This is a genomic window from Salegentibacter sediminis, assembly GCF_002078605.1.
Classification (GTDB): domain Bacteria; phylum Bacteroidota; class Bacteroidia; order Flavobacteriales; family Flavobacteriaceae; genus Salegentibacter; species Salegentibacter sediminis.
The window spans coordinates 212,645-227,992 of sequence record NZ_MSJR01000002.1; the positions used below are offsets into that span (position 1 = coordinate 212,645).

The 15,348-nt window shown below is 41.7% G+C and carries 14 protein-coding genes; all 14 read left to right on the plus strand.

Annotated elements, in window-relative coordinates; translation table 11 throughout:
- Positions 1 to 15 precede the first annotated feature (15 nt).
- The 14 genes from pxpA (at position 16) to BUW93_RS05300 (ending at position 15,301) form a co-directional block, all read left to right on the plus strand.
- The gene (gene pxpA, locus BUW93_RS05230; protein WP_081209867.1) at positions 16 to 753 is read left to right on the plus strand and encodes a 5-oxoprolinase subunit PxpA; all 738 of its coding nucleotides are present in this window, start codon (positions 16 to 18) and stop codon (positions 751 to 753) included.
- Positions 753 to 1,484, plus strand: a complete 732-nt coding sequence (gene pxpB, locus BUW93_RS05235; RefSeq protein WP_081209869.1) for a 5-oxoprolinase subunit PxpB — start codon at positions 753 to 755, stop codon at positions 1,482 to 1,484. Before pxpA ends, pxpB begins: the two co-directional genes overlap by 1 nt.
- A complete protein-coding gene (locus tag BUW93_RS05240) occupies positions 1,474 to 2,331 on the plus strand; it encodes a 5-oxoprolinase subunit C family protein (protein ID WP_081209871.1) in 858 nt (285 codons plus the stop codon). Before pxpB ends, BUW93_RS05240 begins: the two co-directional genes overlap by 11 nt.
- A 329-nt stretch (positions 2,332 to 2,660) precedes the next feature.
- The gene (locus BUW93_RS05245; protein ID WP_081209873.1) at positions 2,661 to 3,050 is read left to right on the plus strand and encodes a hypothetical protein; all 390 of its coding nucleotides are present in this window, start codon (positions 2,661 to 2,663) and stop codon (positions 3,048 to 3,050) included.
- A 22-nt stretch (positions 3,051 to 3,072) separates the two neighbouring features.
- Positions 3,073 to 3,822 carry a hypothetical protein gene (locus BUW93_RS05250; protein ID WP_081209875.1) on the plus strand — a complete coding sequence of 250 codons (750 nt, stop codon included), beginning with the start codon at positions 3,073 to 3,075 and terminating at the stop codon, positions 3,820 to 3,822.
- Positions 3,823 to 4,079: 257 nt separating this feature from the next.
- Positions 4,080 to 4,862 carry a sensor histidine kinase gene (locus tag BUW93_RS05260; RefSeq protein ID WP_081209879.1) on the plus strand — a complete coding sequence of 261 codons (783 nt, stop codon included), beginning with the start codon at positions 4,080 to 4,082 and terminating at the stop codon, positions 4,860 to 4,862.
- A gap of 2 nt (positions 4,863 to 4,864) precedes the next feature.
- Complete coding sequence (locus BUW93_RS05265) at positions 4,865 to 5,497, plus strand: response regulator transcription factor (protein WP_081209881.1); 633 nt, start codon at positions 4,865 to 4,867, stop codon at positions 5,495 to 5,497.
- Between the two features lie 65 nt (positions 5,498 to 5,562).
- The gene (locus BUW93_RS05270; RefSeq protein WP_081209883.1) at positions 5,563 to 7,092 is read left to right on the plus strand and encodes a bifunctional GNAT family N-acetyltransferase/carbon-nitrogen hydrolase family protein; all 1,530 of its coding nucleotides are present in this window, start codon (positions 5,563 to 5,565) and stop codon (positions 7,090 to 7,092) included.
- Between the two features lie 511 nt (positions 7,093 to 7,603).
- Positions 7,604 to 9,277 (plus strand): dihydroxy-acid dehydratase, encoded by a 1,674-nt coding sequence (gene ilvD, locus BUW93_RS05275; protein WP_081209885.1) that lies wholly within the window; start codon positions 7,604 to 7,606, stop codon positions 9,275 to 9,277.
- An 11-nt stretch (positions 9,278 to 9,288) separates the two neighbouring features.
- Entirely contained in the window at positions 9,289 to 11,022 is a 1,734-nt protein-coding gene (gene ilvB / locus BUW93_RS05280) for a biosynthetic-type acetolactate synthase large subunit (RefSeq protein WP_081209887.1), read from the plus strand.
- Positions 11,022 to 11,552 carry an acetolactate synthase small subunit gene (ilvN, locus tag BUW93_RS05285; protein WP_081209889.1) on the plus strand — a complete coding sequence of 177 codons (531 nt, stop codon included), beginning with the start codon at positions 11,022 to 11,024 and terminating at the stop codon, positions 11,550 to 11,552. Before ilvB ends, ilvN begins: the two co-directional genes overlap by 1 nt.
- Before the next feature lie 9 nt (positions 11,553 to 11,561).
- Positions 11,562 to 13,037 carry a ketol-acid reductoisomerase gene (gene ilvC / locus BUW93_RS05290; RefSeq protein ID WP_081209891.1) on the plus strand — a complete coding sequence of 492 codons (1,476 nt, stop codon included), beginning with the start codon at positions 11,562 to 11,564 and terminating at the stop codon, positions 13,035 to 13,037.
- A gap of 1 nt (position 13,038) precedes the next feature.
- Positions 13,039 to 14,313, plus strand: a complete 1,275-nt coding sequence (gene ilvA / locus BUW93_RS05295; RefSeq protein WP_081209893.1) for a threonine ammonia-lyase IlvA — start codon at positions 13,039 to 13,041, stop codon at positions 14,311 to 14,313.
- 352 nt (positions 14,314 to 14,665) lie between these two features.
- A complete protein-coding gene (locus tag BUW93_RS05300; RefSeq protein ID WP_081209895.1) occupies positions 14,666 to 15,301 on the plus strand; it encodes a GNAT family N-acetyltransferase in 636 nt (211 codons plus the stop codon).
- Positions 15,302 to 15,348 lie beyond the last annotated feature (47 nt).

The window sequence follows — 15,348 nt, forward strand, 5'->3', positions numbered from 1 at the left end:
CTAAAACCTTAAACCGTGAAAGAAATTCATATCAACTGCGACCTGGGTGAGGGAGGTGAATATGATGCCGACCTGATGCCGCTTATATCGGCCTGTAACATCGCCTGTGGTGGTCACGCAGGTACCCTGGAGACCATGCAACATACCGTAGCTCTGGCTATGGAGCACAAGGTTGAGATAGGTGCCCATCCTTCTTATCCCGATAAAGAAAACTTCGGAAGAAAAAGCCTGGAAATTTCTGCGGAAGAACTTAAACTTTCGCTGGTTGCCCAGATCTTAAGCTTAAAGCAGATCGCTGAAGCTGAAGGTGCAAAACTCAGCCATATAAAATCTCATGGAGCCTTGTATAATGATGCCGCCAAAGATGAAAATATCGCCCGGATAGTGATCGATTCGGTGTTGGAATTCGATGAAATTCTGCCGCTTTTTGTGCCTCAGAATTCGGTGATTTCTGAAATGGCTAAAGGGAAAATTCCACTCATTTTTGAAGCCTTTGCCGATAGAAATTATAACGAAAATTACAGCCTGGTTTCGCGTTCAAAACCCAATGCTTTGATCACTGAAAAAGCAGCCGTTTTTGAGCACCTGTTTTTGATGTTTTCTGAAGGGAGAATACGCTGTGAAAATGAGGTTGAAATCAGTTGTAAAGCGAACACTTTTTGCCTGCATAGCGACACCCCAAATTCGGTTGAAATTTTGAGATATCTGCACGAAAAACTGGCTGATGAAAATATTAAAATAAAGAACACTTAATGGCTGAATTTCCTAAAATATCGGCGATGGGGGAGCGGGCGATCCTGGTTCAATTTGAGCCGGTGATCGATGAAAACCTGCTCGAAAAGTTGCTTTTTTATAAAAATAAGCTGGAAGAATTTTATGATGAAGTAAAAGTTGAGGTGACTAACACATATAACTCGTTATTAATTAATTATCTTTTCACTATAGAAGACGTCTATGGAGAGGTTTCAGCTTTAAAACGGCTGTTTGCTGAGGCTAAGATAACAAAATTATCCAACCGGCAAATTTTTCATCTTCCCGTTTGTTATGAGGAAGAATTCGGGTGGGACCTCGATTATATTTCAAAGGAAAAAAACCTGTCCAAAAAAGAAATTATTGATCTTCATACCTCACCTCTTTACACGGTTTATTTTATAGGTTTTTTACCCGGATTTTTATACCTCGGGGGCCTTGATAAAAAGCTTCAAATTTCCCGTAAAAACGAACCCCGGTTGAAGATCGAAAAAGGGGCGGTGGGGATAGGTGAAAATCAAACCGGGATTTACCCAAAATCCAGTCCCGGCGGCTGGCAGATTTTAGGTAATTGTCCGGTGAACTTTTTCGATAAAAATTCCAATCCGCCTTGTGAAATTTCCCCCGGCGACAAGGTGAAATTTTATTCGGTTTCTAAAGATGAATTTTTAGAAATTTCCGAAGAGATCTCAAAAGGAAAATTTCAATTTAAAAAGGAAAACTATGGAAGCTGAAATTGAAGTTTTACACCCGGGATTATTTTCCAGCATACAGGATTTTGGCCGGCGTGGATTTCAAAAATACGGAGTTCCTTTTTCGGGAGCGATGGACAGGCAGGCATTAAAAACTGCAAATCTTATTTTACGAAATAAAGCCGATGCTGCCGTTTTGGAAATAACCCAAATGGGGCCTAAGCTTAAATTTTCAGCAACCACTAAAATTGCTATTAGCGGAGCTAATCTTTCTCCCAGAATTAATAATTCAGAAATTCGAAATAATGAGGTGATAAAGATAAATGCGGGGGATTTGTTGTCTTTTGGCAAACCCCAACTTGGGATGCGTGCTTATTTGGCGGTGGTGGATGGTTTCAGAACTGAAAAAGCCCTGGAAAGCCGTAGTTGGTACGAAGGCATCACTGCTAATGAAAAGCTTGAGAAGGGAATGACCTTGAAGTATTGGTCTTCTGAAAACGAGAAACGGGAAACTAATGCTTCTGTAAAATTTGATGCTTCTTACTTAACTTCTAAAGAAATTAGGGTATACCCGGGACCTGAGTTTGAACTCTTATCCCAAACTTTAAAAACCCAGTTACTTCAGAATAAATTCAGCATAGACAAAAACAACAACCGGATGGCGGTTCAACTTAGTGAAAAACTCGAAAATTTACTGAAACCCATCATCACCGGGCCGGTCCTACCCGGCACCGTACAACTTACCCCGGGAGGAAATCTTATCGTTTTAATGCGCGACTGCCAAACTACAGGCGGTTATCCCAGAGTACTTCAGCTTAGTGAGCACTCCCTTAACATCCTGGCCCAGAAGAAGACAGGAGAGGAAGTACATTTTAAATCAGGTTCCTAAAAACTTGGAAACCGGTGGGTACTTAGAATTCAAATTACATTTCTTTCAATGAATTATCAAAAAGGGGATTTTTCCCCTTGTAGACAACCAGGCCTTCGTCTACATTTGTATCAGTCATTTTAGTTAGCTAAAGTGTTTTGGGGCAAAAAAGTGTCGTTGAGGTGGAAAACTAATTGGTAGGGTAATTAGGTTTCCGTAAAACCAAAACGGCACTTTTTTATTTTAACCCGGTAACAGTCTCATATTCTCTTACTTTTTTTAAGCTCCGGGAATTTTCACTAATTTTAGCTTAACAAAATTTTAAGTAAACCAACCAAAAAACCAATATTATGGAAAAACCAAAAAAATGTATTTCCCGCCAGGAGGCAAAAGAGCTTCAAAAAAGATGGTGGCATACCCGAGGAAAAGCCATTGAAAGATCAGAACAACACAAGGATGTTTGCGCTGTAAAATTTAGTGTGGCTGAATTAGAGGAGTATCTTAAGTATGTAAAAGAAAAATCTGGGGAACAGGGAATCGAAGATCCAGGAGTTTGTATCTGGATGGGATCTTATGCTCCGGGAAATGGAAAACCAAGTCTGAGCACTGTTTTTCTTTCGGCTACTAAACAGAAATCGGAAAATATAGAGGAAGAAGAGTCAGATTTTGAGGATAACCCTGAAATCGAACCTTTTAACACAGGCAGTGGTTTATGGCCCCCCGGTGTTTATGGTGAATAATTTTATTTAAAATTTAAATTTTTTGAACGAACTTTTTGAATTCTATATCGAAAAGAAGATATATATAACTTTTTTAATGGAATTTTTGGCTGCCTTTACCGGTAGTATTTTCCTGTTGCTGAATTTTAAAGTAACAAAATATAAAAGGCTATTTGTTTATTTTCTTTGGTCAGTCTTTATAATAGATTTTTCAGGAGGTTATTCTCTGTGGGCCTATTTTGATAATTACCAAACGGCGCCTTTTTTAAAAGATTCTCCATTTTCCAGGAATACCTGGTATTTTAATTTAGCACAGATTTACTTCTTTGTATGTTATGCCTATTTTATTCAGGCGGAAATCTTAAATCCTAAATTGAAGGCTTTTATTAAGTATGGATCCGGAATTTACCTTATATACTCTATTGGTTTAATCGCGCTGGGTAGTGATATTTTTGTAGCTTATAACCTGCCAATATTATTAGTTGGAGCAATTTGGATTTCAGTAAGTGTAGGAGTTTATTTATATGATTTTCTCAACAGTGATAAAATTTTGTTTTTTAAAAAGAACCTATTCTTTTTCGTTTTTACCGGCGTCTTGATATATTATTTAATTGTACAACCGATTAATATTTACTCTGCATACTTTACTAAAACAAACCCTGAATTCATTGAGGTTTTTGCTTCGGTATTGCGGTATGCCAATATATTTTTGTACGGAATGTTCATTCTTGGGTTTGTCCTAGAATATGTTCATAAATCTAAACCCGGAGGTTTAAATTATAAAGAAGTATAGAAAAGAATGAAGTCTTGGCATTGGAGGCTATTTTTTTTTGAATTTTTGAAATCTAATAAAATTCTTAATTTTAAATATTCTTTGCCGGTTTATATTGCTTTGGATTTATTGGTTTTTAAATTGACCATAAGTCCTCTCAAGATTTATTCTAATTATTTTAATGATAATATTAGTCCTGAATTTGTTTCCTTATTCAGTTTAGCTATTCTGGGAACTAATATTTGGCTATATTCTATTTTTACTTATGGTTTTTTAAAATGCTCTCTAAAGAAGAACTCTTACTCATAGTTTATTTTATTGTAGTCATCCTTTTGCTTACGGCCTTTGTGATCGTATTCTTTGTCGTCTATCAAAGACGAAAAAATACATTGTTGCAGGAGCAATTTGAAGCCCGACAGCGTTATGAGCGGGAAATTGCCAGCTCTCGTATAGAAATGCAGGAACAAACCTTGAAGAACGTGGGTTGGGAATTGCACGATAATATTGGTCAGCTGCTTTCTGTGGCCAAAATGCAGTTGAATATTTTCTCAAAAAGCTTATCAGAAGATGAAAAAGCTTCAGCTTCAGAAATCCAGGAAACTGTGGCCAATTCGCTTCGGGAAGTGCGTTCCCTTTCAAAATCCCTCAACAACCAGGTGATTGGCTATGCCGGTTTGCAAACTTCGGTAGAAAACGAACTGGAAAGATTTCAGCGGATGGGCGTAATTGAAACCAGCCTGGATGTAACCGGAGAAAAGCAGGAGATTCCGCAGGAAGACAGTATTATTTTATTCAGAATACTCCAGGAATTCTTTTCCAACGTCATCAAACATGCCCAGGCTTCAGAACTAAAGGTTTCCCTGGATTATACTTCCGGGGAAATAAGAATTAAAGCCTGTGATAACGGGAAAGGATTCGATAAGGAAAGCATCGCAAAAAACTCCGGACTTTTTAATATGGAAAGCCGCGCTGTACTGGTAAACACGAAGTTTTCGCTAGATTCTTCTATAGGTGCAGGAACTTGCTTATCTTTAGCCTATCCAACCAAGGGGCAAAAATAATTATGAGTAAGACGATCGCTATTGTAGATGATCACAATCTGTTTGCAAAATCATTGCAAAATCTGGTAAATTCTTTTGCAGAATTCGAAGTTTCCGGACTTTATAAAAACGGCCAGGAACTCGTGGAGTTTTTTGGAGCTAATCGCCCAAAACCCGATATCGTACTTCTGGATATAAAAATGCCGGTTATGGATGGGCACGATACTATGGCCTGGTTAAAAGATAATTATCCCGATCAAAAAGTGCTTGCCTTAACCATGGAAGATGACGAAGAAACCATTTTTAGAATGGTGAAACTTGGCTGCCGTGGTTATTTGCTGAAGGATATAGACCCCGATGAATTCCGTTATGCCCTGAAGCAGGTGATCTATGAAGGCTATTATTACACCCAGGAAGTTTCAGATGCATTAGAGAACCACGGAAAAGCGAAAACCTTCGAAAATTTAAGCGCCCGGGAAGTAGAGTTTCTTAGCCTGGCCTGTACTGAGATGACCTACAAACAGGTTGCAGAAAAAATGAATTTAAGTCCGAAGACCATAGACGGTTATCGCGAAAGCCTGTTCAATAAACTCAAAGTTCGCAGCCGCATTGGCCTGGTGCTTTTTGCGATTAAACATAAAATATATCTTATTTAAAGTACCGGTTATCAAGACCGAGGTATTAATAATTTCAGTTGTATCTTCGCAGGCTGTAAAACCTTATGATCGTGAACGAAACGCCTAAAATAGACCTCCGTAACCTTAGATTAAAAGATTACCAGGAACTCAAGGTTTCTATGATAAAGAGTTATCAAAAGATGCCTGATGAGTATTGGAGTAAAGACGAGATACGCAATCTCGTAAATAAATTTCCCGAAGGACAGTTTTGTATCGAGATCGATAATAAGATCGCGGGTTGTGCATTAGCGATAATCATAGACTCCAAGAAATTCGACGAGAATCATACCTACGAAGAGATTATTGGTGGGGAGAATTTCTCTACCCACACCAATAATGGCGATGTGCTTTACGGAATAGATGTCTTTATACATCCCGAGTACCGCGGAATGCGTTTGGGCAGGCGTTTGTATGAAGCCCGAAAAGAGCTCTGCGAACAACTCAATCTAAAATCTATCGCTTTTGGGGGAAGAATCCCCAATTATGCGAAATTTGCCAAAGAACTTACCCCGAAAAAATATATTGAAAAAGTAAAGCTACAAGAGATTCACGACCCGGTTTTGTCTTTCCAACTTTCCAACGATTTTCACGTAAAAAAGGTGATCAAAGGATATCTGCCCGGCGATGCTGAAAGCAAAGAATATGCGGTATTGATGGAATGGAACAATATCTACTACACCAAAACCAAAAAGCTGATAGACACCCCAAAAACCGTGGTTAGGCTGGGCCTGGTACAGTGGCAGATGCGTCTTTTCAGAGACTATGATTCGCTGGTGTCGCAAATAGAATTTTTTGTAGACGCGGTTAGCGACTACCAGAGTGATTTTATTCTTTTTCCTGAACTTTTTAACGCGCCACTAATGGCAGAGTTCAATCATTTGAACGAGCCCGAAGCCATACGCGGACTCTCCACCTATACCGAACGCCTACTGGAGACTTTCAGGGATTTTGCGATTACTTATAATATCAACATCGTTACCGGGAGTATGCCAATGGTAATTGGGGAACATATGTACAATGTAGGCTTCCTGTGTCGTCGCGATGGAACTTACGAACGCTACGAAAAACTGCATATCACTCCGGCCGAAGAAACCGCCTGGGGTATGAAAGGCGGCAGCAAACTACAAACCTTCGATACCGATTGTGGAAAAGTTGGGGTTTTGGTATGTTACGACATAGAATTTCCTGAGGTTTCAAGAATACTGGCCGAAGAAGGTATGAATATTCTCTTCGTACCCTTTATGACCGATACCCAAAATGGATATTCCCGTGTGAAGATTTGTGCCCAGGCCAGAGCGGTGGAAAACGAATGTTATGTAGCTATAGCCGGCTCGGTTGGTAATTTGCCTAAGGTGAATAATATGGATATTCAGTATGCCCAGAGCGCGGTGTTCACCCCATCAGACTTTGCTTTCCCGGTGAACGGAATCAAGGCTGAAGCTACCCCAAATACTGAAAGCACCTTGCTGGTAGACGTAGATCTGGATTTGCTTAAAGAGCTTCATAACTTCGGAAGCGTGAGAAATATGAAAGACCGGCGTAAGGATCTTTATTCGCTAAAGAAGAAGAAGTAATTGCCCGTCATTGCGAGGCCGAAGGCCGTGGCAATCTTTCGATGGGAGTGAGGACCTTCAAGGAAATTAGAATTTTTCAATAACAGATTGCTTCAGTCTCCCGATTACCATCGGGCTCCTTTGCAATGACGTTGTAGGAGAGAATTCGTCATTGCGAGGCCGCAGGCCGCGGCAATCTTTTGTTTTGAATTCAGGTGGTGATAGAAATAAGATTGCGAATTTTATAAATATTTATCTTTTAAATCCTCATTCTTCAATATAATTTCAATTAAATAAGAATTCCTCAGAAAGCCTGTATCTACTGGTTTTATAAGGATTTTGTCTTAAAATTATTTCTCCCCAAAGAGATGTTTTTCAGCTATCGTAATCAAAAAGCACTTAAATAATTGAATATCAGATTATTAAATACTTCAAATTTCATTTGAAAGTAATTAAGCAGCAGTTCAAACAACTTCGTCCAAATCTTATCAGGCTACTTTTAATTTTTTATAAGTGAAAGAAGAAAAAAGCAATGCCTAATAAATTCAGTAAAATTTTAACACAAAGCGATTCGCAACCGGCTTCACAAGCTATGTTGCATGCCATAGGCCTTACCAAAGAAGATTTCAAAAAACCTTTTGTGGGGATCGCAAGTACCGGGTACGAGGGCAATCCCTGCAATATGCACCTAAATGATTTGGCAAAACTGGTAAAACAGGGCTGTACAGATGCCGAGCTGGTGGGATTGATTTTCAACACCATTGGCGTGAGCGATGGGATCTCGATGGGCACCCCGGGGATGAGGTACTCGCTTCCTTCCCGTGATATCATCGCCGATTCTATGGAAACTGTGGTGCACGCAATGTCTTACGACGGCATGGTAACCGTAGTGGGTTGCGATAAAAACATGCCAGGTGCTCTTATGGCGATGCTGCGTATTAATAGACCGGCGGTTTTGGTCTATGGGGGGACCATTGCTTCCGGTTGCCATAAGGGGAAGAAGCTGGATGTAGTCTCAGCTTTTGAAGCCTGGGGTGCAAAGACTGCGGGCGATATCGATGAGGAAGAATACGAAAGTATTATTGAGAAAGCCTGTCCCGGGGCCGGTGCCTGTGGCGGAATGTACACCGCAAATACGATGGCTTCAGCCATTGAGGCACTAGGAATGTCTTTGCCTTATAATTCCTCAAATCCGGCTACGGATGAGGTTAAAAAAACCGAAAGCATCGCAGCCGGAAAGGCGATGCGATTATTGCTGGAAAAAGATATCAAACCCAGGGATATTGTAACTAAAAAAGCCCTGGAGAATGCCATCAGATTGCTTACCGTGCTTGGAGGTTCTACCAATGCAGTGCTGCATTTTCTTGCAATCGCTAAAGCGGCTGAAGTAGAATTCAGTTTGAATGAATTTCAGAGAATTTGTGACAACACACCTTTCCTGGCTGACCTTAAGCCCAGTGGGAAATACGCGATGGAAGATGTTCATAGAATAGGCGGTATTCCAGCCGTTTTAAAATATATGCTGAAAAATAATATGCTGCACGGCGATTGTCTCACCGTAACCGGAAAAACTTTAGCTGAAAATCTCGCAGAAGTTCCCGACCTGGAAACAGGGCAGGATGTGATAAGAGATTTGGAAAATCCTATCAAGAAAACCGGACATATCAGGGTTCTCTACGGAAACCTGGCAGAAGAAGGTTCCGTGGCAAAGATCACCGGGAAGGAAGGTTTGGAATTCACCGGGCAGGCCCGGGTGTTCGATTCAGAATATGCTGCTAACGACGGAATTTCCGAAGGGAAAGTGAAAAAAGGAGATGTAGTGGTCATACGCTACGAGGGTCCTAAAGGTGGTCCCGGGATGCCTGAAATGCTCAAACCTACTTCAGCCATTATGGGGGCGAAACTGGGAAAAGATGTGGCTTTAATCACCGACGGAAGATTTTCTGGCGGAACCCACGGTTTTGTGGTGGGCCATATCACTCCCGAGGCCCAGGAAGGTGGCTTGCTGGCATTCCTAAAAGATGGCGACCAGATCACCATCAATGCAGAAACCAACAGGATTGAAGTAGCCCTTTCCGAAGAAGAGATAAATGAAAGAAAGAAAAAGTGGAAAGCCCCTGCGCTTAAATTCAGCAAAGGCGTGCTTTACAAATATGCAAGAACGGTTGCCTCGGCCTCACAAGGCTGCGTAACTGACGAATTTTAATAAGGTGAATTATGGAAGTAAAAACAGCTAGTTTCGAAAAGCTTGCCACCCCAGCCACTACAACAGTTTCAGGAGCTGAAGCCGTGATAAAGTGTTTGCTTGAAGAGGGTGTGGAAACCATTTACGGGTATCCCGGAGGAGCGATTATGCCCGTTTATGACGAATTGTACAAGTACCAGAATAAGATTCACCACGTCCTCACGCGGCACGAACAGGGCGCTACGCACGCGGCACAGGGTTTTGCCAGGGTTACGGGAAAAGTTGGAGTGGCGATGGCGACTTCAGGGCCCGGAGCTACGAACCTGGTCACAGGGATTGCCGATGCCCAGATAGATTCTACGCCCCTGGTGTGTATCACCGGGCAGGTGGGTTCGCATTTGCTGGGAAGCGATGCCTTCCAGGAAACCGACATTGTTGGTATTTCTACTCCGATTACAAAATGGAATTACCAGATTACAAAAGCTGAAGAGATTCCTGAGATCATAGCAAGAGCTTTCTATATCGCCAGGTCGGGACGTCCAGGGCCGGTTTTGATAGACATCACCAAAGATGCCCAGTTTGCCAGTTTGGAATTCAGTTATAAAAAATGCTCCGGAATTCGGAGCTATAAGCCCGAACCTGAGATAAGTATGCCTCAGCTGGAAAAGGCTGCGGAAGCGATCAATTCAGCTAAAAAACCATTCATAGTTTTCGGGCAAGGAGTAATCCTGGGTGCCGCTGAAAAACTGCTGAAGCAATTGGTGGAAAAAACCGGTATCCCGGCGGCCTGGACCATTTTAGGGCTTTCGGCATTGCCCACCGATCACCCGCTGAATGTAGGAATGGTTGGAATGCACGGCAATTATGCTCCTAATATGCTCACCAATGAATGCGATGTGCTAATTGCTATAGGAATGCGTTTCGATGATCGCGTGACCGGAAATCTGGAGAAATATGCCAAACAGGCTAAAGTGATCCATTTTGAAATTGACCCGGCCGAGATTGATAAAAATGTAAAAGCCGATGTCCCGGTTTTGGGCAATGTGAAAAAGACACTGGCCTTGTTGCTTGAGCTGGTCGAGGGAAATAAACACGAAGCCTGGCATCAGGAATTTAAAGATCTGTATAAAATTGAATACGATAAAATCATCAAAAACGATCTCAATGCTGAACGCGGTAAAATTGGAATGGCCGAGGTGATCGACGAGATCAACACCTGCTCCAAAGGCGATGCAGTAATTGTTTCAGATGTAGGGCAGCACCAGATGGTGGCTTGCCGCTATTCAAAATTTAATCAAACCCGAAGCAAGGTGACTTCAGGAGGGTTGGGGACAATGGGCTTTGCCTTGCCCGCAGCTATTGGAGCCAAGATGGGGGCACCAAACCGTGAGGTGGTGGCGATTATCGGTGATGGAGGTTACCAGATGACCATCCAGGAGTTGGGAACTATTTTTCAAACTAAAACTCCCGTGAAAATTGTAATTCTTAATAACGGTTTCCTCGGAATGGTACGCCAGTGGCAGCAGCTTTTCTTTGACAAACGCTATGCTTCCACCGAGATGGTGAACCCTGATTTTGTGACTATTGCTAAAGGCTATCACATAAAAACCAATCAGGTGACCGAAAGAGCTCAATTAGCCGAGGCCGTTAAGGAAATGATGGAATCAAAAGAAGCCTATTTCCTTGAAGTAAAAGTTGAACAGGAAGAAAATGTTTTCCCAATGGTTCCAACGGGAGCGGCAGTTTCAGAAATATTATTGGAGTAATGGAAAAGAAAAATTATACAGTATCGATCTATACCGAAAACAATGTTGGGCTTTTGAGCCGAATCGCAGCGATCTTTCTTAAAAGACATATCAACATAGAAAGTGTGACTGTGTCTAAAAGCGAGGTAGAGGGCGTGATGCGTTTCATTATTGTGGTGCAGGTGACCGAAGAACAGGTTCAGAAAGTCGTAAAACAGATCGAAAAACAAATCGAGGTGATCAAGGCTTTTTATCATACCGATGAGGAAATGATCTACCAGGAAACCGCGCTGTATAAGGTGAATTCTGAAGAATTTGTGGAAGATATGAGCATTCAGGATTTCATCAAAGAAACCAATGCGAGAATCGTGACGGTAACTCAGAAATTTTTCGTGATAGAAAAAACCGGAAAACGCAGTGAAACAGATAGTTTATATGAAAAATTAAAACCCTACGGGCTTATGCAATTCGTACGTTCAGGAACTATTGCGGTGACCAAAAACGAAATGCCGATTTCGAATATTTTAAAACAATTTGATACAACCAATTAAATAAAAGTGATGACGAATTATTTTAACAGCCTGCCATTGAGAGAGCAACTGGCCCAGTTAGGAACCTGCCGATTTATGCAAAGCGAAGAATTTAGCGATGGGGTAGCTGCCTTAAAAGATAAAAAAATAGTAATTGTTGGCTGTGGTGCCCAAGGCCTTAACCAGGGTTTGAATATGCGCGACAGCGGATTGGATATTTCCTACGCCCTAAGAGAAGGAGCGATCAGGGAAAAACGCCAGTCGTATAAAAATGCTTCAGAAAATAATTTTAAAGTCGGGACTTACGAAGAATTGATTCCCACCGCCGACCTGGTAATTAACCTGACGCCAGATAAGCAACATACTTCCGTAATAAACGCAATTCAACCGCATATTAAAAAAGACGCGGTGCTTTCTTATTCCCACGGATTTAATATCGTGGAAGAAGGAATGAAAATCCGCGAAGATATCACGGTAATTATGGTAGCGCCAAAATGCCCCGGAAGTGAAGTTCGCGAGGAATATAAAAGAGGATTTGGAGTACCTACACTAATTGCAGTACACCCTGAAAATGATCCTCAGGGAATCGGTTTTGAATGGGCGAAGGCTTATGCCGTGGCCACGGGCGGTGACCGTGCCGGAGTTTTGGAGTCTTCTTTTGTTGCTGAAGTAAAATCTGATCTTATGGGAGAGCAAACCATATTATGTGGAGTGCTGCAAACAGGGTCTATTCTGAGTTTCGATAAGATGGTAGCTGAAGGGGTAGAACCTTCTTATGCAGCGAAATTGATCCAATATGGCTGGGAAACTATTACTGAAGCTTTGAAACACGGAGGAATCACCAATATGATGGACAGACTGTCCAATCCTGCAAAAATTAGGGCAAATGAAATTGCTGAAGATTTGAAGCAGAAAATGCGTCCGCTGTTTCAAAAACATATGGATGATATTATTTCCGGAGCCTTCAGCAGCAGGATGATGAAAGACTGGGCCAATGATGATAAGGAATTATTGACCTGGCGTGAAGAAACCGGACAGACCGCTTTTGAGAAAACCGAAGCGACTTCCGAAGAAATCAAGGAACAGGAATATTTCGATAAAGGAGTATTATTAACCGCTTTTGTAAAATCGGGAGTGGAGCTGGCTTTTGAGACTATGGTGGAAGCCGGAATTGTCGAGGAGTCGGCCTATTATGAGTCGCTGCACGAGGCGCCGCTTATCGCGAATACGATAGCGAGAAAGAAACTTTATGAGATGAACAGGATCATTTCAGACACTGCCGAATATGGTTGTTATCTTTTCGACCACGCGGCCAAGCCTTTGATCAAAGATTATGTGAACGCACTGCCGAAAGAGGTTATAGGCCATTCCTTCGGAACCGATTATACCGGAGTTGATAACCAGGAATTGATAGCGGTGAACGATGCGATAAGACAGCATCCCGTAGAAAAGGTTGGTGGCACTTTGAGAAAGGCGATGACCGCAATGAAGAAAATACACGAATAAGATGAGCACTTTGCTGGCAGAAACGAAAACATACAAACCCAGTCTGGAAGCGGTAAAAGAAGCGGCTGAACGAATTTCTAAAGTGGTGGTAAAAACCCCGCTGGCTCCTTCTTTTACCTATAGCAACCGTTATTCAGCAAATATTCTGCTGAAAAGGGAAGATTTGCAACAGGTTCGCTCCTATAAAATTCGCGGGGCTTATAGTAAGATTTCAAGCCTTCCACAAGAGCAACTTTATAAAGGGGTTATTTGTGCCAGCGCCGGAAATCACGCGCAAGGTGTAGCTTTTGCCTGCAATAAACTGCAGGCAAAAGGCGTGATTTATATGCCAATTACCACTCCCAGGCAAAAAGTAGAACAAACTAAAATGTTTGGTGGCCAATGGGTTCAGGTAATTTTAAAAGGGGACACTTTTGATGATTCTTTTAAAAGCTCGATGAAACACGCCGAGAAATTCGGACTGGTTTTTATTCATCCCTTTGACGATGAAAAAGTGATTGAGGGTCAGGCTACTATTGGATTAGAAATCCTGGAACAGGCAAATGAACCTATAGATTATGTTTTTGCTCCTCTTGGTGGCGGTGGACTTCTAGCAGGATTATCTTCTATGTTTAAAGAACTTTCTCCCAAGACAAAAATAATTGGAGTAGAACCTGAAGGCGCAGCTTCTATGACTTCCTCACTGAAACAAGGGAAAGTGGTAGAACTAAGCGATATCGAACGTTTTGTAGATGGGGCTGCGGTACAAAAAGTAGGCAGCCGGAATTTTGCGATCTGCAAAGAGAATCTGGATAAAATGATTACTATTCCTGAAGGCAAAATTTGCCAGACCATTCTCGATCTTTATAATCAGGATGCTATTGTAGTGGAGCCGGCAGGGGCTATGGCTATTTCAGCTTTAGATTATTTTGCTGAAGAGATCAAGGGGAAAAATGTGGTGTGTATTGTGAGCGGAAGCAACAACGATATCACCAGAACAGCCGAGATCAAAGAAAGAGCCTTGTTGTATGCCGGTTTAAAACATTATTTCGTGATAAGCTTTCCGCAGAGGGCAGGAGCCTTGAAGGAATTTGTGGCGAAGGTATTGGGACCCAATGACGATATCACCCATTTTGAATACTCAAAAAAGCATCACAGGGAAAACGGTCCTGCGGTGGTAGGAATAGAATTAAACGACCCGGCCGATTTTGAGCCGCTGGTTGCCAGGATGAAAGCGAAGAATTTTTACGGGGAATATTTGAATGACAAGCCAAATTTATTTCAATTTTTGGTGTGAATTTTTTGTTGGTTAAAAAATTGCATTACATTTACAGCGTGATAAAAACGACACAAATAATATTCCCCGTTACTCGCTTGCGCCGCATCCGCCGTTGCTAAGCGATTAACCTGTTCTGTCCTTTTTTTAATATTATTTGATTATCACATTTTGAAAAAACTTTTTTACATATTTACTTCAGTTCTCTTCAGAAATCTTTCTGAAAAGCCCGCTTATATTTTAGTTTCAGCCAGGAACCCGCGTTTTACACGCCGCCGCCCCGGGCGTATGTAAATTTATTGGAACTTAGGTGAGTCCAGTTCCCCCTTCAGCGAAAATTTAAAAATTCATTTCATCTTTAAAACTTTAGTCAGTGAAAATAATCATTGCTAATACTTCTCATTCCCAGTATGCCGGGATCATTTGCGACACCATAGAAGAGTCAGCAAAGGTTCGTGGTACCGGAATTGCCCGAAGAACGACCGAGTACATCATTAACAAGATGGAAAAAGGCAATGCGGTTATCGCCCTTGATGGCGAGAAATTCGCCGGTTTCTGCTATATCGAGACCTGGAGCCACGACAGGTATGTGGCGAATTCAGGGCTTATCGTACACCCCGATTACAGAAATCAGGGGTTGGCGAAGGAGATCAAGGAGGTGATCTTCGCGCATTCCAGAAAGAAATATCCGCAGGCAAAGATCTTCGGAATCACTACCGGACTGGCCGTGATGAAGATCAATTACGAGCTGGGCTATCAACCCGTCCCTTTTTCTGAATTAACCGATGATGACGCCTTTTGGAAAGGTTGCCAAACCTGCAAGAATTACGATATCCTTACCAGGACAGAACGTAATATGTGCCTTTGCACCGGGATGATGTACGATCCCGAAAGAAAAAAAGATCTCAAAAAAACACAGAAAAAGGAAAGTTTAAATGATAAAGCTTTTAAAAGGCTGAAGAATATTAAACAAACCCTGTTTTATAAAAAGGAGAAAAACGGAAACTGAATTGTTCCTTGCATTTCAAGGGAAGATGGTAGGCGAAAGCCTGACGG

What these genes read in the sequence shown, in the direction of transcription:
- pxpB (WP_081209869.1), top strand. Translation starts at nt 753, where the DNA reads ATGGCTGAATTTCCTAAAATATCGGCGATGGGGGAGCGGGCGATCCTG.
- BUW93_RS05240 (WP_081209871.1), top strand. Translation starts at nt 1,474, where the DNA reads ATGGAAGCTGAAATTGAAGTTTTACACCCGGGATTATTTTCCAGCATA.
- BUW93_RS05245 (WP_081209873.1), top strand. Translation starts at nt 2,661, where the DNA reads ATGGAAAAACCAAAAAAATGTATTTCCCGCCAGGAGGCAAAAGAGCTT.
- BUW93_RS05260 (WP_081209879.1), top strand. Translation starts at nt 4,080, where the DNA reads ATGCTCTCTAAAGAAGAACTCTTACTCATAGTTTATTTTATTGTAGTC.
- BUW93_RS05265 (WP_081209881.1), top strand. Translation starts at nt 4,865, where the DNA reads ATGAGTAAGACGATCGCTATTGTAGATGATCACAATCTGTTTGCAAAA.
- BUW93_RS05270 (WP_081209883.1), top strand. Translation starts at nt 5,563, where the DNA reads ATGATCGTGAACGAAACGCCTAAAATAGACCTCCGTAACCTTAGATTA.
- ilvD (WP_081209885.1), top strand. Translation starts at nt 7,604, where the DNA reads ATGCCTAATAAATTCAGTAAAATTTTAACACAAAGCGATTCGCAACCG.
- ilvB (WP_081209887.1), top strand. Translation starts at nt 9,289, where the DNA reads ATGGAAGTAAAAACAGCTAGTTTCGAAAAGCTTGCCACCCCAGCCACT.
- ilvN (WP_081209889.1), top strand. Translation starts at nt 11,022, where the DNA reads ATGGAAAAGAAAAATTATACAGTATCGATCTATACCGAAAACAATGTT.
- ilvC (WP_081209891.1), top strand. Translation starts at nt 11,562, where the DNA reads ATGACGAATTATTTTAACAGCCTGCCATTGAGAGAGCAACTGGCCCAG.
- ilvA (WP_081209893.1), top strand. Translation starts at nt 13,039, where the DNA reads ATGAGCACTTTGCTGGCAGAAACGAAAACATACAAACCCAGTCTGGAA.